The organism is [Flexibacter] sp. ATCC 35208 (genome assembly GCF_001975825.1).
GTDB lineage: Bacteria > Bacteroidota > Bacteroidia > Chitinophagales > Chitinophagaceae > Chitinophaga.
Genome location: NZ_MTKN01000015.1, coordinates 46,987 through 71,454 on the forward strand (window position 1 = coordinate 46,987; position 24,468 = coordinate 71,454).

Here is a 24,468-nt window from a genome sequence, read left to right on the forward strand (position 1 = left end):
AATAGCATGTAGAAGCCCCCTCTGGTCATTCACTACCTGTAATCGCCCCCCGGGAAAAACATATAATTCCTGAAAGGCGTACCTTTGCGCCCATGGATTATTTTAAAAAGCTACTGGATCTGCTGAAGACTGAAAGAGAAGAAGATCGGCAGTCCTATATTTCACTCACGGAAAAAACATCTGTAGCCGAACGCCGCGCCAACGGCCTCTCCTGGTACCCTATTGCTATCAGGGGAACCGAAATGAGCCGCGGAGACTACCTGACCGTCGAAGTAGAACGTACCACCCACCAGGACATCTCACATCAACTGCGCTTTGGCGTATCTGCCGTGCTGTTCTCCAACCACGATCCTAAAAAAGATAATATAGAAGGTACCGTCTCCTACCAGAGCGGTAACCGCCTGAAAATCACCTTACGCACCGATGAGCTCCCGGAATGGGCAAACGACGGGAAATTAGGCATCGACCTGTCTTTTGATGACAACAGCTACGATGAGATGCAAAATGCCTTAAAACAGGCATCAGGAGCTGATAAAAATCAGCTCGTACAAATCCTGACTGGTAAAAAATCGCCTACCTTTAATAATGAACTGCCAAAGTTCACCCATCCCCGGCTCAATGCCTCCCAACAGGATGCAGTGAACAGAATTCTGGCCGCCAATGAACTGGCTATCGTTCACGGCCCTCCGGGAACCGGTAAAACCACGACCCTCGTACAAGCTATTAAAGCCCTGTATGCTCAGGATCGTAAACAGATCCTCGTAGTCGCCCCCAGCAATACGGCTGTAGACTTACTGAGTGAAAAACTCTCAGACGAAGGCATGAATGTACTCCGGGTAGGTAACCCTGCAAGGGTGTCTGAAAGACTCATGTCGCTCACTCTCGATAGTAAAATGTCTGAACACAACAGTATGAAAGAAGTGAAACGCCTGCGCAAACAGGCGGGTGAGTTCAGAGACATGGCGCATAAATACAAACGGAACTTTGGAAAGGCAGAACGTGAACAACGCAAGGCCCTCTTTGATGAAGCACGGAATATTATGAAGGCTGTGGAAAACACGGAATCTTATATTGCTGAAGACCTCATTCATAAAGCACAGGTGATCACGGCTACCTTAGTAGGTGCCAACCACTATACCGTGAAGCAACTGAAATACCATACCGTAGTGATTGACGAAGCCGGACAGGCACTGGAGCCTGCCTGCTGGATCCCCATTCTGAAAGCAGAGAAAGTAGTACTGGCTGGTGACCATTGTCAGCTCTCCCCTACTATCAAATCTGACGAAGCCGCGCGTAACGGTCTTGCACATACATTATTGGAGAAGTGTACGGAGTTGCATCCTGATGCAGTCGTATTGCTGGAAGAACAGTATCGTATGCATGCTACCATCATGGGCTATTCTTCTGCTATCTTCTATCACGATAAACTGAAAGCACACGCTTCTGTAGCAGCGCACCTGCTCTTCTCTGCAGATAGTCCTTTGTCTTTTGTAGATACTGCCGGTTGTGGTTTTGAGGAAAAGACGGAAGGTACCAGTACAACGAATCCTGAAGAAGCTGCGTTCCTGTTTAAACACCTCTCCCAGTTTGTTGATACATTGAACACACATTACCAACCTGCAGATTTCCCCAGTATTGCGATTATATCTCCTTATAAACAACAGATACAACTGTTGAAAGAGCAACTGGAACATTCACCGGCACTACAGCCTTTTGGAAACAGGATCTCCGTGAATACCATCGATAGCTTCCAGGGACAGGAAAGGGATATTGTGTATATCAGTATGACGAGAAGTAATAGTGATAACAAGATCGGTTTCCTCTCTGACATCCGGCGTATGAATGTGGCGATGACCAGAGCCAGGAAGAAACTGGTGGTGATTGGAGATAGTGCTACGCTGTCCCAGCTGCCGTTCTATGCTGACTTCATTGCATATGCAGAAGGGAAGGATGCTTACCAGAGTGCGTGGGAATTTATGGATAGTTGATTGATGCCCCCACAGACATACACAAAAAAACGAGGAAAAATAAAAAAACCTTCTCAATACACATTAGGTACCCGAATAAAATGAGGCTGACCAAAAAGTAATGGTCAGCCTCATTTTATTCGGGTACCTGATGGAGCCCTGTCATCGTTTAAGCAATTGTCAGGACCTTCATTTTGCTTTTTGGTCAGCCTCGTTTTTTTATTTCAGGTTTATAGAAGTATTACCTACACAAATCACGTATTAATACGCTAGGCGTTTCTTTTGGGGACATCTACCTTTGTTTCACCACAACAAAGCTAAAGTTTCGTCACCCCAAAAAAAACGTCATGGAAAATCTGAAGATTCCCGGTCTGTCAGCTGAGCAACTATTTACCCGCCAGACCTTTTTATTGCAGTCATTCATTTCACAGCCTGCTATCACCAACACCAACACTACATGGGAAGAACTTTCCTGCGTAGGCTACAATCCTTCCAAAGGCAAGTTGGAAGCGATTGTAAGCATCAAGCAAGCTACCGGTTACAGCGGTGGTCTTTGTACCAATGGCTCTAAAGAATACGTCCGCTTCTTTGTAGACTTCAAAGACGGCAGCGGTTTCCAGGATATGGGATACACCAGCTTCAAGGTAGCTGACATCTCTGAAGCACCTGCGGGTCCGCAACATCCATTGAAGTATATGACATTCCTGTACATCAATGATGAGAAATACCGCCGCTTCCTTGCCTGTAACCAGGCCGTGATACCAACTGTAAGAGCGGTATTATCATGGAACAGCATCCCCTCTGCTAACCCAAACGACAAGCCATACTATGGCAATGTGAAAGATGTGAATATTCAACTGCCCCGCAAAAAGTTCATCATCTGGAATGATATCTTCACCATCCTGAATGTGAAGGAAAAACCAGACTTTCTCGCGAACATTGACCTGCAGGCAAAAGTTGATTTACCAGCTTTAGCTCCTGTGCCGCCTTTAGAACAATTGTACACGACCTACAAGCGTGCACAAGTACCTGATCATCGTACGTTCTATCCTTCTGTAATAGCGAAGATCAGTAATGGCACCAAGCTTTATAAAGCGGCTTCGGGCTATAATCTGACAGATATTGCGCAGCTGAAAGTAGATATCAGCGCTATCTCCAAGATCATTCTGCAACCTGTAGGACAAGCGGATGTGACCTTTGAAGAATTGACCTGTGTAGGGCTGAATACCGCACAGGATACTCTGGGCGCTGTAATCAAAGTAAAGAAGAACAGCGGTTTTAGCGGCGACATGTGTCATGCAGGTTCGCAGGAGCATGTGGCTTTCTGGGCTGACTGGGACAACAACGGCACCTTCACGCAATACCTGGGTACTGCCAGTGTAACCGTACATGATATCAGCAATATTCCTGAAGATGGTCTGTACTACAATGTAGACCTGCCTATTAACCTGAAAGGTCGTATTAAAAGCTGTACAACACCGAATATTATCAGGGTACGTGCAGTATTGTCATGGTCTTCCCTCCCTTCTACTACCAATCCGAATACACTGAATACCTGGGGCAACAGGATAGATGCAGTGGTACAGATCCGTCCAAGCCAGGTAGCGCATGTAGATGCGGAACTGACACTGGTGGGTGGTGTGGACCGCGATGCCATCGATCCGGCCAGCTTCCTGGTAAATGCAGCATCCGTTTCACCTACAAGAGATAACAACCGTCCTTATGGCGGCTGGGTGAGCTTCCATGGCATCATTGACCGTAATGGTTTCAATGGTGAGATTAAATACAAGATCGAGTACAAGCAATTTGGTGCTGCTGATACCACTTATGCCCCGGTATCCACTGCTGAAAGCTTTGCGATGATCGATTTCAATCCTGATCCGAACCTGGAATACAGCGATGCACAGAACCCTGCCGATGGCTGGTTTATTTACAAAGCGAATCCGGCACTGGGTATTTACAATGAATACAATTACCTCGCAGGTTGGAGCACCGGTGGACAGGCAGATGGTAATTACACCATTCGTTTCTCATACACAGATGCATCGGGCAATGTTGTTCACAAGGACACCTTCTCTATCGTGATTTGCAACGAGCCAATAACGATTAGTCCTACCGCGAATACCACACTGGATCTCAGCAAAACGCTGGACCTGATCATCATCGGTGGCGATTGCCATTGCTATGATAAGACAGCGGCGAAACACATCATCAATGGTGAGCTGCGTGCTACGCATCCATTCTTTGCCAACTGGGATTTCAGTCTGCAGCCGTCATCGCATACAAATGGAGCAGCCCCTGCACCATTGAATCACTACTACCATAGTATCGGTGATACGGGTGATAGCAGTCTGCCATGGTCACTGGATGTTGCGGCTATGGATACCTGCGGATATGCTTTGAGCATCTCAGCAAATACAAGGGTGATATTGAACAGTAATACACAGTTCCCATGGTATGGAGTGAAGGCTGTGGGATTCTCTGTATCGCAGAAGTGCCCTAACGCATAGTTGTTATTTTTAGTTGCTGAAGGCCATTCTTTTACCGCTGGTAAAAGAATGGCCTTCCTGTTATGATTTCTCCTGATGATTTTTTATTATTACGATCTACGAATTTTATTTACAGGGTCTCAACTTTCATTATCAGGAACAATGAATACAAAGAACGGCTTCTTAGCTGCTTTGCTATTATTGGCAATGCCGGCTTTTGCACAAAAAGAAAAAACCTCTTTCCAGATTGCAGAGACATGGCGCCCCGAATAAGATTTGCGGGCGGATATTGCTATTATGTATGGCATGGATAGTACATTCCATACCAGGGCACAATCGTGGAAAGAGAAGGGCCACATCTGCCCCACAGTTTGTTCTATTAACTGTGTGTGACGCTTGAAAAGTTTGCACCTTGTGAACGAAATTTTACAAGGTGATTTATTAACCCTACAGCCTGTTCAAATCGTTCCTCCCAATTGCCACTGATCACTTCGTACTCAATACCATATTTCTCCAGTACGTTTCTGTGTGATACATCCAGTTCATTTCTTGCAGCTTCATCTATACGGGTACCATCCTGTACGAAAGGAACGTCATTGTCCATATACAGATAGAGGTCTGCTTTATTGATGGCAAAAATTTCGTTTTCAATTTGCATTTTTCCCCCAAAGGCATATTCACCATAGGAAATAGTGATATGAATATCTGTATCTATAATCAGCAAAGGCGCATCAGTAGCTTTTATACTTGCAGCATGTGCAGTGGCAATCGCATACAGATCATGCATACTGAAATCGTTGGAGTCTGCTACAATATCCCGTCCTGCTTCCATCACAGCAGCTGCATTGAAATGGGTGGCGAGCCGGCCTGTTAAGGTAGTCTTGCCAGTGGATTCTGTACCCAATATCACCACCTTTTTCATCATCGTCTTTTTCACACTATCGGGCAGGTATGGCCATGCTTCCCATAGGTTATTTCTCACCATCGTGGCGGAGACAGGGACTATTTTCCGTTCCGGATCAAAAGGGATATGTATAATACCCATAAAGCCTGCTACCAGTTCACCATAAGGTTCTGAGGTAACTAAGATGTTGTAATCAGGGAGTAATTCTTTGAATGCGACCGCCCATACTTCAGATACACTTGCAGAAGTAACTGAGGTACCGGGCAATATATTTTCATCATAATGATAAGTAAGGATCTCTACCCGTTGTTCCTGTCTGAACGTTTCATCCAGCCATGATTTTCTCAATACTCCGGGCATAGTTTCCTGATCACTCACACAGATCAATACAGTGAGGAAATCGCACTTTGTGAGGGCAAAGCGGATCATTGCCTCATGCCCTTTGTGAAAAGGCATAAACTTTCCAAATACAAACGCTTTACGCATACCGCAATTTTTTACGCCACTGCCACAATCCCCAGGATGCGAGTCCTAAAAAGATGGCATACTCTATTGACAAAAAATTAATTCCTTTCACCAGGTATAGGCCTACACTAATTATATCTACGATAATCCAAAAGATCCAGTTTTCCAGTTGCTTTTTTGCGAGTAATAGTGTCGCTAAGATACTGGCGACTGTTACAAAAGAGTCTACATATGCATAGGCGGCAGGTACGGGGAAATAAACAGGGAGCCATATATGCAACTGTTGAATAACAGTGCCTAAAATAATCGTACCAATTACCTGGCTAATGATATACCATTTTATGCCTTTTGCACTGAGTCTTGTAATAGGTACATCGGCCCGATTACTTTTCCAGTGATACCATCCAAAAATGGTAACCACAAAAAAGAATACCTGCAGGAACATATCAGCATACAGCTGTACCTGATAAAATAAAATGGCCAGTGCCACTTCGTTAACAATCCCTGTGGGCCATGTAAGCACATTGCCCCTGGATGCATAGTAAACAGAGATGAGACCGGACACGGTACCCAACAGCTCGATGTTGCCAGATATTTTGTAACTGCACCAGCCCTTGAAAGAAATGATCTTTTTCATCAGAGAGGTTCCCATTTGTTCTTCTGTCTTTTGCAATAAGGGTATCCGCTACACCCAGCCAGGCCATGTCATTTTTTTGATGTCCAGCCATGACATTGAGTTTCCAGGTGCTTTTATCATAGAACAATCCACCGCTTACAAAGATAGATTGGGAGTGATTGGCAGAATGATATTTATAACCATCCGTGGCCACCTGCGAAGCACGTATATAGAGGGCTTTGTGATTCCTTACACCCGTCTGGTATTCACCAAAGAGGCGGTAGCTATTGTAAGCGCCGTAACCGCCACCGATAGTAGTTTTGGCGGAGTCTCTTACATCCGGGGAGAAGAGCTGTACACTCCCTGCATAGCTGGCAGCACCATTTTTAGAAGTACCTACACCTCTCTGAACCTGGATATTGCTGATAGAGTTGAGGATGTCAGGGTAGTTGGAAAAATAAGCCCCCTGATCTTCCGGTTCATTCAGCGGCATACCGTCGAGGGTGGTGTTGATACGGGTTTGGTCCATACCACGCATTCTGTAATAAGAGTAGCCCTGATAAGAGCCGGCATCTGAATATACAGTGATGGAAGGGGTTTCTGAGAGTAAGAATGAAGGTTCCTGACCGGTGTTTTTCTGGTCAATGACTTTCATATTCAGGTTTTGGTAGGTGACAGGCGTAACGGTGTTCGCCTTGTAGATGACTACCTCACCTAGTTTCTTTTGGGTCGTAATTGTATCCTTATCCTGGGCGTTGACAAACAAAGTCCATAACAATACTGATACAGTGGCAGATAGATGTCGTTTCATATATTATATTGTCCTCTAAATTGTTATTACTGGGTTATCACATGACTATGGCATAGGTGTGCATTAATGTAATTATTACACAAATATAAGAATTGGTTGGAAAAAACAAAACAGGATTTTATTACGATAAAAATCAGGCATTCATCCGGGCACCTGAAGAATAAGTTCTCCTTACCGTTATTAACAGGTCACTATAAGGACATCAGAAGTACATCTATATATCAATTGGATATTGAGGTGATAATTAAGTGACGTATTAGTACTCATTTGGCGTTATTGTCGCATTATTATTTGAAAGAATTCTTTTAATATTGAACATATAACCCCAAAATTGTTATTTATGGCTATTGTTAAAGACAACTTACTCCTTTATGCCGTCCGGGGCACCCTTGGCAAGCAATTCACGATTTACGAACGGAATGACCAGATTATCATTGCCAAAAAGCGCGGACCATCAAAGGGAAAACCGACAAAAAATCAGCTGGCAGCGAGGTATAAAATGCGCGTTGCGGCAGCCTATGCTAAGGTGATCATCCAGGATCCGGAGCTGAAGGCTTATTATAAGTCGCTGGCAGGACCCGGACAGAATGCTTATAATATGGCTGTAAAGGATGCTTATAAGTCTCCTGAAGTACAGAATATCAGGTTCGAAGAAGAGACGGTGGTAGTTACTGCTAAGGATGAATTCCGGGTAGCAGAAATGCAGGTACGGGTGATAGATAATGATGGTGTCATTCTTGAAAGAGGTGCTGCTGTATTAGGCCGGAATGGCGTGGATTGGTATTATAAAGTCAATGTGTTGCCGCCAGGAGGAAAGGTGATTGTGGTGGCGGTGGATTTACCGGGGAATGAAACGGTGAGGGAATTACTAATCACGTAAAAAAAGCCGCCTCATAGATGTATGAGACGGCCAGTTATTTATTATTTCACCTGCAATAGATACTTGTGCATATCATCACCGGGCTTCACTCCTATTTTTTTCAATTTAGATAAATAGTAGCTTTTCACATCTTCCCATTTGTAATACGGATAACAAGTAGTCTTAACAGGCAATGCAACTTCTCTCTCATTCAGTAAAACTTTGAGAAGGAATTGCTTTCCATTGCTGTAAATGATCCACTGAATATTCGCACTCAATGGAATGATATTTTCTGCCTTCCAGTTTTTATCAAAATCATAAATACTGGCAGTGGGTACGCTTGCTTCCCTAATTCCCATCAGCGTAGCTAATGGAGAAATCGCTTCTGCATGAGAGAACCTTAATACGGCATCTTTATTCAGCTTCCCTTTTGTCAGCGCATCGGTAGAGGTAACCAGATCCAACAACAAAGGCGCTGCAATTCTTGATTGTATACCTAATGTATCCAACCCTGCACCTTTTTCAAGAAAGTCTGCTGCATTGTTTATTTTGTTTAGCCATTGCAGGTCTTCCTGTGTAAAAGCTTTTCCGAAATCAAAATATACCTTTGCCTGCTGCATTTCCATCACCAAAGAAAACTGGATACTGTAGAGGTCATATAACCATTCTGCGACTGCGGTTTGCTCTTTTTCTGACAGGGCAGTCGTAAAGATTCTTTTACAGATGTCACCAGCTATTTTCCGGGAGAGCGGATCCTGCTGCAATGAATCCACTCTCTCTGCAATCACCTTTCCCTCTTTAAATGCATTATACGCCGGTGAAAGATCATAAAACCGAAGCACATTCTCATTCGTATCCTGCACCAGCTTAAACTCTTTCTTTCCTTTGTAATCCGCAAATGCTTTCAGGAATCCATCTGCACTCTGTCTTGTTCTCTTCTTATGCGTTACCTCTATCGTTATACCGCGACCTTTGAAAGCAGCGGCCTCTCTTTTGATTAATCGTTCTGCTATGGCATGCTGCTCCGCATCGCCCAGCAAACTGATATTCTCGTAATTATCCTTCTCTATCTGCAGGAACTGTGCTGTCATCACTTTGATACTATCACCCAGTGGGGTCAGTGCCGACTTGTTCAGCAATGCCAGCAACTTTATATCACTTCCTGCTTTTGTCATAAACCGCGCACCATGTCTGCCTGTGTAATTCACATACGCGGCCGTATATCCTTTGGGTACCGGTGTATAATTCGCCTGTTTAAACGGATATGGTGTCTTTGTGCCTGTATAGCCCTGCCCTACAGCAGCCACACTCAATAATAAAAAGAATACGATCTTATACATACTCATTATTTAGAAGCCAAACTGGTAGTATAGTGTTGGTTACCGGTTCCATCAGACTGATAAGCACCCATATCCACACCCGGTTGAAGAATAGTAGCACCATAAGTACCCCCTGTCGTTACCTTCGCCTGTGCCTGGAAACTATCTGCATCACCCTTTCTCAGACCAGGAGAACCCGGGAGCAGTGACCAGTTGTAAGACTGTGCCGTAAGGATCGTCAATGGCATTTTTGATATATCCAATGGAGGTGTCACAGTAGAAAAATCAAACTGATCTACATCGTATGAACCAAAGAGAGGATTCTTATCTTTTACTGATGCACTGCTAATGTCAGCACTACCTGCTCTGGCCACACCATCAGTTGAATTGAACTGTTTGATCATGTACTGTGCATTGGCATAATAATACTGGTTGTTATGCGCAATGTGTGTAGTATCCGCATCTGATGTAACTCTCAGTCCAAAGCGACAGTTTACGATTATGTTGTTATAGATCTTACCCTGCGCACCTTTTTCATAGTTGATAGAACCACCACGACCTGATTTCACCTGACGCATACCGCCATTCAGTATCGTGTTATTGTAAACATACACATTTGTCTGCACAGTCGCACCACCACTGTTAGAAACTTTGAAAGAGTTAGTAGCTGCGCCGATCGATACATTGTATGCCACATCGCCTACTGTACCTGCTTTCATGTTCAGTGACTCACCACCTGCTTTACCACATGCTTCAAAAGTATTACGCATAAAGCTGATGTTACCATGCAGAATACGGATACCATCGTCCGTACTACCATAGAACCAGGAATCTTCTACAATCACCTGACCCTCGATATTCGTATAGCTGAGGAAGTTACGCGGATCGCCGGAAGCAAATACCGCCGGATCAGCTGCATCACCTGCAGGACCACCAGCAAATTCCAAGTGTGTCCACTTAATAATTACATCACCACTACTTGCGCCACACTGAATACCACCCCAGAAACCCGCACCGATATTTGATGTGGTACGCAGGCTATCCAGTACAGTGATGAAGTTGTTGTTATCTTCTGTACCCAGACTGATGAATGTACCATTACAAGTGATCTGCGGACTGGTAGCGGTTGTTTTACCATCACCCAGTGCGATCAGTCTGGTACCTTCCTGCATGAGTAAAGTATCGCCTGCATTGATCGTGATATCAGAGCTGAAGTAATAGGTGCGACCTGATTGAAGCGTTCCTTTTACAGAACCGGTCAATGTATCGGACGTAATAGTCTGGCCTACTGTTACAGAAGCCGTAGATACCTTTACAGATTCTTCTTTATGACAGGCACTGAAAGCAACTCCCAGTAAGCCTAACAGCAATATATTTTTTGTTTGCATTGTGATCTTATTTTGTTGGTCTTATAATTTGAATTTTACACCCAGCAGGTAGTTTGCACCATAAGTATCTTTACGAACAAATGTGTTCTTGCCCAATGTCTGGTAAGGCACACTGCCTGTGATACCACTTGCAGTATAAGGTTGTCTGATCTCCAGTTCGTAAGGTGTATTCAGGATGTTGTTCACCTTCGCATACACAGCGAAACGCTTGCAGAATCTCTTTTCGATAGAGAAGTCCATCTGCGTAAAACCTTTCTGCCAGATATCGTTATCCAGGAACTGTGATACGGTGTTGATCCTTCTGCTGGTATAACCCAGTGCCAGCTGTGCGTTCAGACCCAGTTTGTTGTCATCTTTGAACAACAGGGAAACGTTTGCCACGTGTGCAGATTGGCCCTGCAGTGGTCTAGTCTGATCTACCTGTTTCTGAGAAGTACCGGTAGTTGTGCTATAATATAATGTCTTCGCAGTAGTGATCGCAGAGTGTGTATACGTGTAGTTTGCTCTTACACCGAACTTGCGCAGGTATTTGGTTACATCCAGTTCAAAACCGTAGTTGCTGGCTTTACCAAAGTTGTCCGGCATGTAGTATACATTGGTACCTACGTTTTCCAGTGCGTATTCAATTGGGTTGTTCAGTCTCTTGTAGAATACACCTGCCAGTAACTGATCCAGTCCTTTGGGATAGTATTCATAACGGAGGTCAAAGTTATCGGCAGTAGTTCTCTTCAGGTTAGAGTTACCTTTCTCCTGGTAGTCAGCATCCGGATCGCCACCTGTGTGTGGGATCACTTCGTAGAAGTTAGGACGGCTGATAGCAGAGTAGTAAGATAAGCGAACTGCCTGATGCCTGTCGATAGTGTATTTCAGCAAACCACTTGGCAATACGTCGTAGTAGTTGATAGAACCGGTTTTGCCGGAAACCGTTTTAGGTACGGCACTGTTCCAGTTCAGTTCAGTATGCTCATAACGGGCACCACCTGTCAGTTCTATTTTGCGCCAGGTGATCTTTGCCATTGCATACCCCGCACCTACGTTTTCAGTAGCGTCGTAGTTGAGCGCATTGGTAGAAGTACCTTCGCCATTGAATACGGTGAAGTTGTTATTATTGATATTGCCGTCGTAAGTCTGTGTGCTTGGATCGGTAGGACGCAGGGTGTATGCATCGTACGTACTGGTCCTGGTTTTGTTGCGGTACATACCACCTACAGACCAGTCAACCTTTGCATCTGCGATATCAGTTTTATAAGTGAAGTTCAGGTAACCGGCTTTGTCCTGGTCTGAGTTGCGGGTGAACTCACGGGTAGAAGTACCATCCAGGTATAGTGGAGATTGTACCAGTGCACCTGTCGTTGCATCCTTGCTTACACCGGTAGTTAGGCTCAGGGTCGCTTCGTCAGGTCTGTTGTCAGAAGCTTTGCTATATACAGCGGACCAATCCATGTGCAGGCGTGGCGCGATCTCGTGGTTACCACTCAGGGTTGTGTTGAAGATCTGCTGTACATCGTGGTAAGTTCTGTAGCTGTTGCTGATACGCCCCGTTCCTTCGCCGGTACGGCCCAGGATCAGGTTGGTGTCTGACTTACTTCTGAATTCATTCTTCGCCAGGTTCATGTAGGCTACATATAATTTGATCTGGTTCCTGTCATTCAGTTTCAGGTCAAATTTGGTATGCAGGCCACTACGCTGCTGCTGGATAGAGTAATTCCTGGATTCGATGCTGGTTACTTTTGCATCGCCGTTGTTCATGTCTGTTTCAGTATCGAAGAAAACAGAGTTTACATTACGGTAGTTATTCTGATAGCTACCTGCTACGATAATACCCAGTTTATCTTTCCATACACGACCACCTGCAGACAGGTTGAAGAGGGTATTGATCGGATTCTGTTTGGTATTGTAAGTGAAGGCGCTGTTTGGAAAATCCTTCATGGTAGCCTGATAACCTGCAGCGTTGGTAGCACGTGGAGATGCATCCAGACTAGCGCTGTGATTGAAGGTCGTGAAGTCCTGATGTGCAAATTTATCTGCATAACCCACAGCGGCATTTGCCCGGATGGTGAGTTGATCAGGTGCATCTTTCATCACCATATTGATCGCACCACCAATCGCATCGCCTTCTCTGTCTGGCGTGAGAGATTTGATCACTTCCAGTCTGTCCAGCAGGTCAGCAGGGAAGATATCCAGTGGTACGTAACGGTTTTTATTGTCAGGGCTTGGGATCTTGATACCATTTACGAGGGTGTAAATGTACCTTTTGTCCATACCTCTGATGATCGGGTACTGGCCTTCACCATTGGTGCTTCTTTCCAGAGATACGCCGGAGATACGCTGAGAAACGTTGGCTACGGAGAGGTCAGGAGAGATTTCGATGGTTCTGGCAGCAACGGAGTTCATGACTACGTTGGCTCTTCTGTCGGCCTGCATGGCGGAGGCGGCAGTCGTTTTATCGTGCTTGCCGGAGATGTCTACGGCATGGAGCGCGCGTTCTTCTTTTTCCAGCGATACTTTCAGCGGTGCGCCGGCAGAGATGGTACCGGAGAAATGTTTATATCCTACATATTTTACATGTACAGGGTAAGTACCTCCAGGAAGGTTTCTAAAAATGAAGGAACCATTGAGTCCGGAAACTACAGATTGTTGTTTTCCTCCGGCTTCGATAGTGATGCTGGCACCTGATAAAGGGTCGCCGGAAAGTTGATCAATAACCTGACCAGTCAGACTGATCTTTTGAGAAAAGGCTGAAAGTGTCCCAACAATCAGCATAATGAAAAGAAAGAATTGTCGCTTCATTGTAGCAGTTTTAAAAAGCTGCTGCAAGTTGAATAAAGGTGCGTTTGAAACCGAAAAACAGGCGTGAACAAAATGTAACAGCGTGAACAGGAGCGTATACAAGACGGCAACAAGGCGTTTTAAGTAATTGAAAATCAACACACACATTCTACATTAACAAATTGTTACCGTAACAGGGGCGTAGCATAATTAGTTGCATTTGTCTACGGCAAAAGATGTATTCGGAATTTTGATTGTAAAAAATCCGGAGATTTTTACCTTCATAGCAGGTCGTTTTAATCCGCTTTGTTATAGCGAATGAATAAAAGCTGATAAGCTTTCGCCCTCATCCAAACCTAACTTTTTACGCAACCTATACCGGCTTACCCGCAAACTATCGGGAGAAATTGCCAGCAAAGTGGCCATATCTTTTGAGTTCATATTGAGTTTTATAAGCGCTGCCAACCGTACATCATTATGACTCAGATCTTCCTTTTTCTTCCGGAGACTGGCAAAGAAATCCTGGTGGATCTGTTCAAATACATCCCGGAATTCATTCCAATACTCATCGTGATTAAAACTCACATTGATCTGTTGGAGCACGTGTTGAATCTGTTTCTTCTGATCCCGTTTATCATCTTTCGCCATTACCTCCAGTTTTCCCTTCAGTTCTTCCAGCAACTGGTTTTTCTGGATCATGTGGAGGGTATTGGAGGCCAGTTCCTTTCCTTTTATCTCCAGTTCCTGTCTTAATTTATCTTCCTGCAGGTCTTTATTTTCCAATGCTGTCTGCATCAGTTGCTGCTGTGTGGCATGCATTAACCGCTGCCGGCTCAGGACCATGCGGCCTAATACCAATAATAATATAATAACAACGATGGTCGCGATGGTGATAATGATGTGGATATCCCGGGTATGTTCCAGCCCAATGATCTCAGCATCTTTTTTATTAATATCAAATAAGACACTGAGAAAGGCGGTCTGCCGGTTATTTTCCAAGGAGTATATATCGATGGTGGCTTTGCGGGAGAGTTCTGCGTATAAATAAGCGCTGTCTTTTTGCTGCATGAGGGCGTAAGTTTTACCTAAATCCCTGTAAGCGGCGCCTTTTTCATAAAGGTCATTGGTTTTTTCTGCCAGCAAAAGTGCTTCCCGGGTACGAATGAGGGCTTCATTGTATCGGCCTGTCTTGCGGAAAATGTCTCCGAGGTTATTGAGCACTTCGATGCTGGCTACACTTTCGTGTTCCTGTTCATAGAGGTCATAGGCATGACTATAATAATAATATGCGGAGTCGAATTTTGCGAGGTCTTCATAAATACTACCGATATTCTCATAGATCTTGGCCATCCCCTGCTTCTTGGCAAGGCTGCTATATTGCAATAAAGCCTTGCGCTGGTAAGAAAAAGCACTGTCATATTTAGCGCTTTTCTCATATAAGTGCCCTATTTTTCCATAGGTCACTGCCAGTCCTTCACCATCTCCGGATTGCTTATAGATAGATAAGGCCTCGTCATATTCTTTACGGGCGATGGGGATCTGCCTGTTATAATAATATAAGATACCCATATCATTCAGGTTGGCAGCGAGCAGGTCTTTCCGGTTTTGTTCACGGAAGATCTTGTCGGCCTTGAGATGATATTCCAAAGCTTGTGGATAATTGCCCAGGTAATAACAGATATTACCCATCTTTTGAAGAGAGATGCCGGTGGTGACATGATCTTTTTCTTCAATAGATTTACTATACACTTCCTTCAATTTCAAAAAGGCGGAGTCGGGAAATTCCAGCGTAGTCTGTTCCGATTGATCTACCTCCTGTGCAAATGCACTGTTCACTGCCAATAATAAGCACAATAAGAAAATACGCATACTGATGGCAAAGAAACACCTTTAATATTAAGTAATTGTTAAGGCTTACTATTCAGGATATCCCTGATCATTTTACGGATTTCCAAACTTACCTGGGCACTCTTTTTTAATTCTGTTTTTGTGAAGATAATGCCTGCTACCTGGTGTACTTCATCCTGCCACGGATGGGTACCAAAAGCACCGGGACTGCTTGTTTCCAGTATTTTTCCATCAGTGCTTACCACATCAATCCAGTTGCCGATACCATAGCGTACCGGTTTTTCCGGCTGGGGAGAAAAAGGATTTCGGGGGTAAGGGGTGTTCTCTATTGCTGCACCATTTGTCTGGTCCTGTAGCATGGTAGCGATGGCGGCTTCGCTTAAGACCCTTCTATTATTATAGACGCCTTTGTTCACAATCATTTCAAGGAAGTGTAGGTAATCAGCAGCCGATGTTCTCACCCCACCGGCAATCATTGGATTACGAAAGCTCATAATAATATAATTCGCATTCATATCACAGGGGTTCCCTATTTTCTCATTGAAGAGTGCCTGCCATGATTTGCCGGATACCACTTCTGCGATTCTACCGGCCACCTGCATACTTACGCCGCCATAGTTAAAGTAGGTACCTGCAGGATGAATCATATCAACATAAGCGGCAATGGAATCGACCGCTGTTTCGAGGGTCATAAAAGGCCTGCCTTCATAGTGCTGATCGCTATTGCCGGGGAAACCGGAGGTGTGCGAGAAGAGCTGGCGAATGGTGATATGCCCTTTGTGATATTTTGTAAAAATGGGCAGGTATTTGCCGACAGTATCTGTCAGGGATAATTTTCCTTCATCTACCAATGACAGGATCACGGCCCCAGATAACCATTTGGAACAGGAAGCAATGAGTCGTTTATCATCTACACGCAGGCCCAGTTCTTTTTTATAAATGACCTTTCCATTTTGGGATACCATTACGGCTACGCCATTATCATAAGCAGCTGTATGCGCTTCGATAAATTTATCGACAGCAGAGAAATCGTATTGTTGCCCACAGACGATCGTACTGTACAGGCAGAGTAGGATAATCAGTATTTTGCTCATAGTTCGAAGGTACATGATCAACGAGGTCTGCTATTATTTTTCCCCGCGAAGCTGTTAAATTCCACCCTGAATTTCGTTTTCTTACAATACAGCCTCCTGTGAAAGTTGGAATTTTGAGTAATAAAAATACAAACAATATGATTCTGATTACAGGCGCTACCGGCAATATCGGTACTGAACTCGCAAAACAACTGGCTGCACAAGGGATTGCATTTCGTGCATTGGTAAGGTCTCCTAAAACCATTGAAGGGGCAGAGACTGTCATTGGAGATATGAGTAATAAAAATAGCCTGGTAAAAGCATTGCAGGGTGTAGAAAAAGCGTTTTTATTAACCAACTCATCTGAAGAAGCAGAACAGTTACAAAGTAATTTCGTGGAGGCCGCTGTTGAAGCGGGGGTGCAACACATCGTAAAACTCTCCCAGTTTGCAGCAGCCAAAAACTCTCCGGTTCGGTTCTTGCATTATCATGCGGCAATCGAAGAAAAGATCATTCAATCTGGTATGGCCTATACTTTTTTAAGACCTAACTTATTTATGCAGGGGTTATTAGGCTTTGCAGATCTGATCAAACATACGCATCAGTTTTATGCAGCTATTGGCGATGCTGCAATTAGCCTGGTCGATATCAGGGACATTGCAGCAGTAGCGGCGATTACCTTGACCCAACCCGGGCATGAAAATAAGATCTATGATCTGACAGGACCGGCTGCTATTACCCATGCAGAGATGGCAGCGTATTTATCGGCAGCGACCGGGCAGCAGATTTCGTTTGTAGATGTACCTGCGGCAGCCATGCGCCCTGCATTGATACAGGCAGGTTTTCCGGAGTGGCAGGCAGATGGCTTGCTGGAAGATTATGCACACTATGCAAGAGGGGAAGCAGCAGGAATCAGTGCTGCAATTGTTGATGTAACAGGCCTCCCTGCCCGCGATTTTGCTTCATTTGCCAATGGGTATGCCACGTTTTTTGCCGCATAATTCACCGCCATTTTTAGCTGTTTCACCCGGATTATCGCGGGTTGTTTTCCCTGTATGCATGACCTTTATAGCATGCATACAGGACATTACAGAGGCGGCATATTGATCTTTCTGGCAATATTGATCATTGCAGAAATCATCTGGAGCTGGAAGAAAGATAAAAAAGCTTACCAGTTGGATGAGACGATCACTAATATTTTAATACTGGTAGGGTTTCATTTATCTAAATTGATCTTTGCCGGGTATCAGTTGTGGATCTTAGGATTTGCAACGGATCTTGCTCCTTTTCATTTGCCGCATACGTGGTATACTTTCATACTTACTTTTATTGTGGCTGATTTCATCTATTACTGGTTTCACAGGACCTCTCATCACTGGGCACCGTTATGGGCCTTTCATCTTATTCATCATTCATCACCGTTGATGAACCTCACAGCGGCTTACAGGCTGAACTGGTTCAGTGCATTGATCAGTCCTTTATTCTTTGTACCTGCAGCATTGATTGGATTACCGCCCGATTTTATTGTTCTTTCCTATGCGTTGAATTTATTGTACCAGTTCTTTTTGCATACGGAAGCTGTGGGTAAACTGGGCCCAATTGAAGGAGTACTCGATACACCTTCTGCACACCGGGTACATCATGGCACCAATCCCCTTTATATTGATAAAAATTTCGGCGGTGTGTTCATGATATGGGATAGGCTCTTTCATACTTATCAACCGGAGACAGAGAAAGTCCGATATGGATTAACAACCGGGTATATCAGTAAGAATCCTTTTGTACTTGTCTTTTACGGCTTCATTGCTTTATTCAGTCATAAACTAAAATTAAAACCATGAAAAAAACCATCGTTCTATTATCAATGTGCATCAGTTCATTGGCCATAGCGCAAACAGTTCCGCAAACGAACAGGGCTAACCGTCAGGCAACTGCTACACAGAATGCGACTAACAGACAATCTACCCGTACTTCAAATACTGCCAACAGACAGGCCGCCACTGCCGATGGTGTTGTGACAAAAGAAGAAGCCAAACAAACGGCAACGACTAATAGCGCTAACAGGCAGGCTGACCGTACGACAAATAGAAGTAACCGTGCAGCTACTGTGCAACAAAACAGGAATAACAGAAGAAATCATTGATATCCAAAAGGGGATGCTCACCACATCCCCCCTTTTTTTAGTAATTTTTTTTAGTAACAAAATAATAACCCTCCTTCCAATCCCTCCTCCCCGCTAAATACCGTAAATTTCCAGTTTGGTAAACCCTCATAAAAACCCAACGTAATGAAAAGCCATCTGTCGTATCGCCTGCTATATATATTAGCAGCAGCACTTATCGTCGCATCCTGTCAGAAAGAGCAAGCCCCTACTCCTATCGCTAACAAGGAGAAAACTGTAGCAGCAGTTACCGCAGCTGCCACTACTACCTTAAGCGAGTCTTTCGAGTCCGGCACTAAAACCGCCTATACAGTTGGCAACGTTACGCTCAGCAGTGGTAGCTGGAGCCTCAACGACGCCCTCCTTGGCACACTGTCTACCGATGCGAAGAACGGTTCCCAGTCCGTTCGTATCCGCAACACCGGTACCCTCGATATGAACTTCGATGCTACCGGCGGGGCTACAACTATCTCCATTGCACACGCTGTATTCGGCTCTGATGGCAGCAGTACATGGCAACTCTGGATCTCTACCAACAGTGGCAGCTCCTACTCACAGGTAGGCAGCACTGTGACCACTTCATCCACGACCCTGTCTACTGCAACCTTCACCGTGAGCGTTACAGGCAGCTACCGACTCTCTATCCGCAAAGTATCTGGCGGTACCAACAGGATCAACATCGATGATGTAGTTGTATCCACAGGTACTTCTACCGGCGGTGGCGGCACCGGTGGCACTACCGGCGATAACAGTCACCTGCTGTTAGGTAACCCAAGTGGTGCTGTAGCCAGCTCTGTGTACACTACCAATTACCTGTACGATGCTACTTACTACATCGAATCTTACAACAGTGTAAGAGGTACACCCAATTGGGTTAGCTGGCACCTGAACAGTTCTGACATTGGCAGCACTTCGCGTCAGGATGATTTCCGTGCTAATACTGCATTGCCTTCCGGCTGGTACCAGGTAGGTTCTACCAGTTATTCCGGCAGTGGTTTTGATCGCGGTCACAACTGTCCTTCAGGTGACAGAACTTCTTCTGTTGCTGCGAATTCTTCTACCTTCCTGATGACCAACATGATTCCACAGGCACCGAATAATAATCAGGTTACCTGGGAAGGTTTTGAATCTTACATCAGAACCCTCGTGAGCGCAGGCAATGAGTGCTACATCATCATGGGTAGCTATGGTACAGGCGGCACCGGTAGTAGCGGCTCTGCCTCTACGATCGATGGTGGCAATGTAACTGTACCAAGCAATGTATGGAAAGTAGTAGTGGTGCTTTCTAATGGTAACAGTGACCTGAGTCGAATTTCCACCACTACAAGGGTGATTGCGATCAATACGCCGAACAATAACTCTATTGGCAGTGACTGGAAGAGCTATCGTACCAGCGTAGACGCTATTGAATCAGCTACCGGATATGATCTGCTCTCAGCTGTATCTACCACTATACAGTCAACGATCGAAGCGCAGGTTGATAACCAGTAATTTCATTGATAAGAGAGGGAGGCACTGAGCAATTTATTAATTGAAAATGTCTCCGCCTGGTATCAAATTTTAAAAGGGGGTATCATCTATTTGATACCCTCTTGTTCTTTGAAAATGGTTTTCATCTTCGTTGGTGAATTCCATTTTTCATGAATGTTTTTCTGAAAATAGGTTTCATTCCCCGTTGGTGAATTCCCTCTTTCATGAATGTTTTATTCTGAAAATGGTTTTCATTCCCCGTTGGTGAATTCCCTCTTTCATGAATGTTTTATTTTGAAAATGGTTTTCATTCCCCGTTGGTAAATTCCCTCTTTCATGGATGTTTTTTCTGAAAATGGTTTTCATTTCACGTTGGTGAATTCCCTCTTTCATGAATGTTTTATTCTGAAAATGGTTTTCATTTCACGTTGGTGAATTCCCTCTTTCATGGATTTTTTTTCTAAAAATGGTTTTCATTTCACGTTGGTGAATTCCCTCTTTCATGGATGTTTTTTCTGAAAATGGTTTTCATTTCACGTTGGTGAATTCCCTCTTTCATGGATGTTTTATTCTGAAAATGGTTTTCATCCCCCGTTCGTGAATTCCCTCTTTCATGGATGTTTTTTCTGAAAATGATTTTCATTTCACGTTGGTGAATTCCCTCTTTCATGGATGTTTTTTCTGAAAATGATTTTCATTCCCCGTTGGTGAATTCCCTCTTTCATGAATGTTTTATTCGGGTATCCGATGAAGCCAGGTAGTCATTTAAGCGACGTTCAGCGTTAAATTTTGCTTTGAGTTTTCCCCTTTTATTTTTTGTCCTATCTAGTTCTCTGAAAATTTTTTAGGGAGAATCCCCTACCTTGCCATTGCACAGCACACCACGTTAAAAACCCAAACCACCTTTTATTTATGAAAAATTTACTGTACGCAGTAGCACTGTTGGTAGTTGTTGTATCCTGTAAAAAAGACGCACAACCTTTAACAACACCTAACACAGAAGCCTCCACACCAGCGGCCTTGCCCACACACTTTAAAGTAGCCTACTACGCATACGATGCTACGCCCAACCTGCTTCCACTGACAGACTTTGCGAACGAAGCGAATGTAGTCGTACTCTTCGAAGGCACACCTTATGAGATTGCCGATTCTACACACTACGGCAGTAGCAGTAGTTACATTCTCACGGTAAACCCTAATTATCATTCCTATAAATCTATCATGGATCATGTACATGTACTACAAGCACGCGGCGTGAAAGTATTGTACAATATCGATGATGCCAGTTCATGGAATACCACTACACCCTATACCACTTACAATGGTACAGGGCTGACTTACACACAGTTTGCTGCCTTTGTAAAAAGAATGGTCATTGATTCGTTGCACCTGGATGGTATAGCGCTGGATGTGGAACATATGGGTAGTACAGCTGCCAATACCAATTTCAAAAACCTCGTAAAAGAATTTGGTAAATACTTTGGTCCATTGTCTTCCAGTCCGACCACGACTGTGTATACAGCTGCTATTTACAGCACACCTGCAGCCAGTTATGCCATTGGTCAGGATACATCCGTAGCCAAATACATGAACTTTGTAGAAGATATGGGTTACTTCCAGAACAATACTACCAGATTTAATCTCTGGGCAAATGTGATTGGTAGTGCTAAAACTATGATTGGGGTAGCTAAATCTTACAATTCATTGAGCAATGCAGTCGCAGCAGCAGCATGGTTACCTTCTTCAGGGAATAAGGCAGGTATCATGGTGTTTGCAGGAAATGTGGATTCTGCTTATACCAATAAGGTCTTCAGAGCATTGCAATAAGGTCATAGGCGGTTACAGAAAATGTATATCCCGATTTTATAAATTCAGCCTTCAGCGCTTTGCAATAAGGCCATAGGCGGTTACAGAAAATGTATATCCCGATTACATAAATACAGTCTTCAGAGCTTTGCAATAAGGCCATAGGCGGTTACAGGAAATGTAAATCCCGATTATACAAATTCAGCCTTCAGCACTTTGCAATAAGGCCATAGGCGCTGCTACCAGCAGGTAGCAGCGTTTATTCCCCCGGTTTCCCTAATTTCGCACTCAAATGAGTGCTGTTTTTCTGATTACACCACCCTTCACACAGCTGAATACGCCTTATCCGGCCACAGCTTATCTGAAAGGTTTCTTAAATACAAAGGGGGTCTCCTCCTTTCAGGCTGACCTTGGCATAGAAGTCACCGTAGCCCTGTTTTCCAAACAAGGTCTGGAAAAGCTTTTTGCCCATATCAACCAGCTGGAAATCCCTCATTCAGAAAATATCAGCCGCATCATTGCCCTGCAGGACGACTATATCGCCACGATCGACGATGTGATCGCCTTTTTGCAAGGCAAGAACCCTACCCTCTCCCACCGCGTGTGCAAAAGGGATTTTCTCCCCGAAGCCAGCCGCTTTGCCCAACTCGAAGACCTTGACTGGGCATTTGGCTCCATGGGTAACCAGGACAAAGCCAAACACCTGGCCACCCTGTACCTGGAAGACCTCTCCGATCTCATCATGGAATGTGTGGATGAACACTTCGGCTTTAGCCGTTATGCCGAAAAACTGGGCCGATCGGCCAATAGCTTCGACGAGCTGTACACCGCACTCCAACAGGAATATACTTATATCGATCATATCCTGATCGACCTCCTTAGCAAACACATGGAAAGGGAACAACCACAACTGGTGGCTATTTCCGTTCCTTTCCCTGGCAATCTGTACACCAGCCTCCGCTGCGGACAGTGGGTCAAGAAGCACTACCCACAGGTAAAAGTAGCCATGGGTGGCGGTTTCGCCAATACAGAACTGCGTTCACTCAGCGATCCAAGGGTATTTGAATTCTACGACTTCGTCTCCCTGGACGATGGAGAAGCGCCGCTCGAACAACTCATTGCCCACATCAATGGTACGCCCACTGCTGACCTGAAGCGCACTTTCACCCTTGTAGACGACAAGGTCACCTATATCAACAATGCCAGTTGTAAGGATTATAAACAGTCACAGGTAGGTACGCCGGATTACAGCGACTTCCTGTTAGATCAATATATCTCTGCTATTGAAGTAGTGAACCCCATGCACCGCATGTGGAGCGATGGCCGCTGGAATAAGCTGACTATGGCCCATGGCTGCTATTGGGGCAAGTGTACCTTCTGCGATATCTCTCTCGATTACATTCGTTTATACGAACCTATCGCAGCTGCTATGCTCTGTGACCGTATGGAAGAGATCATTGCGCAGACAGGGCAAAACGGTTTTCACTTTGTAGACGAAGCCGCACCTCCTGCCCTGATGCGCGCACTGGCACTGGAGATTATCAAAAGAAAACTGACTGTAAGCTGGTGGACGAATATCCGCTTTGAAAAAAGCTTTACCCGCGACCTTTGTCAATTATTGAAAGAGAGCGGTTTAATTGCGGTATCAGGTGGCCTGGAAGTAGCATCGGACAGATTGCTGGCGCTTATCCAGAAAGGTATTACCGTAGCACAGGTGGCGCAGGTGAATAAACACTTTACGGAGGCAGGTGTGATGGTACATGCTTATCTCATGTACGGCTTTCCTACTCAAACTGCACAGGAAACCATCGACTCACTGGAAATGGTGCGCCAGATGTTCCAGGCAGGCATCTTACAATCTGCTTTCTGGCATCAGTTCACCATGACAGCACATAGCCCCGTAGGTCTGGAACCGGAGAAATTCAGTGTTAAAAAAGAAAGCGATGCCATCGGCTCATTTGCCAATAATGATATCATTCACATTGATGAAACAGGTGCAGAACATGAAACCTTTAGCTTTGGTTTGAAGAAATCACTGCTGAACTTTATGCACGGCATCTGTCTGACCGATCCACTGCAAAAGTGGTTCGAGTTCAAAGTGCCGAAGACAAAAGTAGCCCCTGACTATATTGTGAAAGCACTGGAAGATAACGAACTGGCCACTGCCAAACCTACTGCTAAAATAGTATGGCTGGGCAAAACGCCATCCGTAGAAATAATGACTAAATCCAAGAAAGGCGCCACCTGGGAAATAGCCCTCCTCACTTTCCAGCGCAAAAAGGATAAACATACCATCAGCGTAGACCCTGACAAAGGCCAATGGCTGGCAGGTATGCTGGAACAACTGTCGGTGCGGAACAGCAAGACCTATACACTGAAAGAAGTAATGGACCACTATACGGCTGCAGGACTGGAAGATTTTGAATTGTTCTGGGACAATAAGCCAATCAACACCTTATATAAATACGGTTTGCTGCAATTATAAAGCGGTTCCAAATATGCCTCATTTATTTTAAATTTGAT

17 protein-coding genes are annotated in these 24,468 nt (G+C 44.6%); 9 read left to right on the top strand and 8 right to left on the bottom strand.

Annotated elements, in window-relative coordinates; genetic code table 11:
* The first annotated feature begins 92 nt into the window (after positions 1 to 92).
* Positions 93 to 1,988 (top strand): AAA domain-containing protein, encoded by a 1,896-nt coding sequence (locus BW716_RS11600; protein WP_083722717.1) that lies wholly within the window; start codon positions 93 to 95, stop codon positions 1,986 to 1,988.
* A gap of 326 nt (positions 1,989 to 2,314) precedes the next feature.
* Positions 2,315 to 4,477, top strand: coding sequence for a hypothetical protein (locus BW716_RS11605; RefSeq protein ID WP_083722718.1), 2,163 nt, complete (start codon positions 2,315 to 2,317; stop codon positions 4,475 to 4,477).
* A 358-nt stretch (positions 4,478 to 4,835) separates the two neighbouring features.
* On the opposite strand, the gene BW716_RS11610 is transcribed toward BW716_RS11605, so the two are convergent.
* The 3 genes from BW716_RS11610 to BW716_RS11620 are packed head-to-tail and all read right to left on the bottom strand — an operon-like array spanning position 4,836 to position 7,252.
* On the bottom strand, positions 4,836 to 5,846 hold the full coding sequence (locus tag BW716_RS11610; protein WP_083722719.1) for an AAA family ATPase: 1,011 nt from the start codon (positions 5,844 to 5,846) through the stop codon (positions 4,836 to 4,838).
* Positions 5,839 to 6,348 carry a nicotinamide riboside transporter PnuC gene (pnuC, locus tag BW716_RS11615; RefSeq protein WP_235643616.1) on the bottom strand — a complete coding sequence of 170 codons (510 nt, stop codon included), beginning with the start codon at positions 6,346 to 6,348 and terminating at the stop codon, positions 5,839 to 5,841. Before pnuC ends, BW716_RS11610 begins: the two co-directional genes overlap by 8 nt.
* Positions 6,320 to 7,252, bottom strand: a complete 933-nt coding sequence (locus tag BW716_RS11620) for a TonB-dependent receptor plug domain-containing protein (protein WP_235643617.1) — start codon at positions 7,250 to 7,252, stop codon at positions 6,320 to 6,322. Before BW716_RS11620 ends, pnuC begins: the two co-directional genes overlap by 29 nt.
* 340 nt (positions 7,253 to 7,592) lie before the next feature.
* Between BW716_RS11620 and BW716_RS11625 the strand changes: the two genes are divergently transcribed.
* Positions 7,593 to 8,132 (top strand): hypothetical protein, encoded by a 540-nt coding sequence (locus tag BW716_RS11625; RefSeq protein WP_083722721.1) that lies wholly within the window; start codon positions 7,593 to 7,595, stop codon positions 8,130 to 8,132.
* 41 nt (positions 8,133 to 8,173) lie between these two features.
* Here BW716_RS11625 and BW716_RS11630 read toward each other — a convergent pair whose 3' ends face one another.
* The 5 genes from BW716_RS11630 to BW716_RS11650 form a co-directional block, all read right to left on the bottom strand.
* Complete coding sequence (locus BW716_RS11630) at positions 8,174 to 9,451, bottom strand: histidine-type phosphatase (protein WP_179091091.1); 1,278 nt, start codon at positions 9,449 to 9,451, stop codon at positions 8,174 to 8,176.
* 5 nt (positions 9,452 to 9,456) lie between these two features.
* Positions 9,457 to 10,818 carry a hypothetical protein gene (locus BW716_RS11635; protein ID WP_083722723.1) on the bottom strand — a complete coding sequence of 454 codons (1,362 nt, stop codon included), beginning with the start codon at positions 10,816 to 10,818 and terminating at the stop codon, positions 9,457 to 9,459.
* Positions 10,819 to 10,839: 21 nt separating this feature from the next.
* On the bottom strand, positions 10,840 to 13,608 hold the full coding sequence (locus BW716_RS11640) for a TonB-dependent receptor (RefSeq protein ID WP_179091092.1): 2,769 nt from the start codon (positions 13,606 to 13,608) through the stop codon (positions 10,840 to 10,842).
* Positions 13,609 to 13,896: 288 nt separating this feature from the next.
* Positions 13,897 to 15,456 carry a tetratricopeptide repeat protein gene (locus tag BW716_RS11645; RefSeq protein WP_083722725.1) on the bottom strand — a complete coding sequence of 520 codons (1,560 nt, stop codon included), beginning with the start codon at positions 15,454 to 15,456 and terminating at the stop codon, positions 13,897 to 13,899.
* Positions 15,457 to 15,494: 38 nt separating this feature from the next.
* The gene (locus BW716_RS11650; RefSeq protein ID WP_179091093.1) at positions 15,495 to 16,529 is read right to left on the bottom strand and encodes a serine hydrolase; all 1,035 of its coding nucleotides are present in this window, start codon (positions 16,527 to 16,529) and stop codon (positions 15,495 to 15,497) included.
* A 137-nt stretch (positions 16,530 to 16,666) separates the two neighbouring features.
* Between BW716_RS11650 and BW716_RS11655 the strand changes: the two genes are divergently transcribed.
* From BW716_RS11655 to BW716_RS11685, 6 genes are all read left to right on the top strand, one after another.
* Positions 16,667 to 17,509: an SDR family oxidoreductase gene (locus tag BW716_RS11655; protein ID WP_083722727.1), complete on the top strand. Its 843-nt coding sequence runs from the start codon at positions 16,667 to 16,669 to the stop codon at positions 17,507 to 17,509.
* Between the two features lie 72 nt (positions 17,510 to 17,581).
* Positions 17,582 to 18,349 (top strand): sterol desaturase family protein, encoded by a 768-nt coding sequence (locus tag BW716_RS11660; RefSeq protein WP_179091094.1) that lies wholly within the window; start codon positions 17,582 to 17,584, stop codon positions 18,347 to 18,349.
* The gene (locus BW716_RS11665; protein ID WP_083722729.1) at positions 18,346 to 18,651 is read left to right on the top strand and encodes a hypothetical protein; all 306 of its coding nucleotides are present in this window, start codon (positions 18,346 to 18,348) and stop codon (positions 18,649 to 18,651) included. The genes BW716_RS11660 and BW716_RS11665 overlap by 4 nt, the downstream gene beginning before the upstream one ends.
* A 144-nt stretch (positions 18,652 to 18,795) precedes the next feature.
* Positions 18,796 to 20,160 (top strand): DNA/RNA non-specific endonuclease, encoded by a 1,365-nt coding sequence (locus tag BW716_RS11670; RefSeq protein WP_083722730.1) that lies wholly within the window; start codon positions 18,796 to 18,798, stop codon positions 20,158 to 20,160.
* 891 nt (positions 20,161 to 21,051) lie between these two features.
* A complete protein-coding gene (locus tag BW716_RS11680) occupies positions 21,052 to 21,966 on the top strand; it encodes a glycosyl hydrolase family 18 protein (RefSeq protein ID WP_083722732.1) in 915 nt (304 codons plus the stop codon).
* Positions 21,967 to 22,237: 271 nt separating this feature from the next.
* A complete protein-coding gene (locus BW716_RS11685; protein WP_083722733.1) occupies positions 22,238 to 24,430 on the top strand; it encodes a radical SAM protein in 2,193 nt (730 codons plus the stop codon).
* Positions 24,431 to 24,468 lie beyond the last annotated feature (38 nt).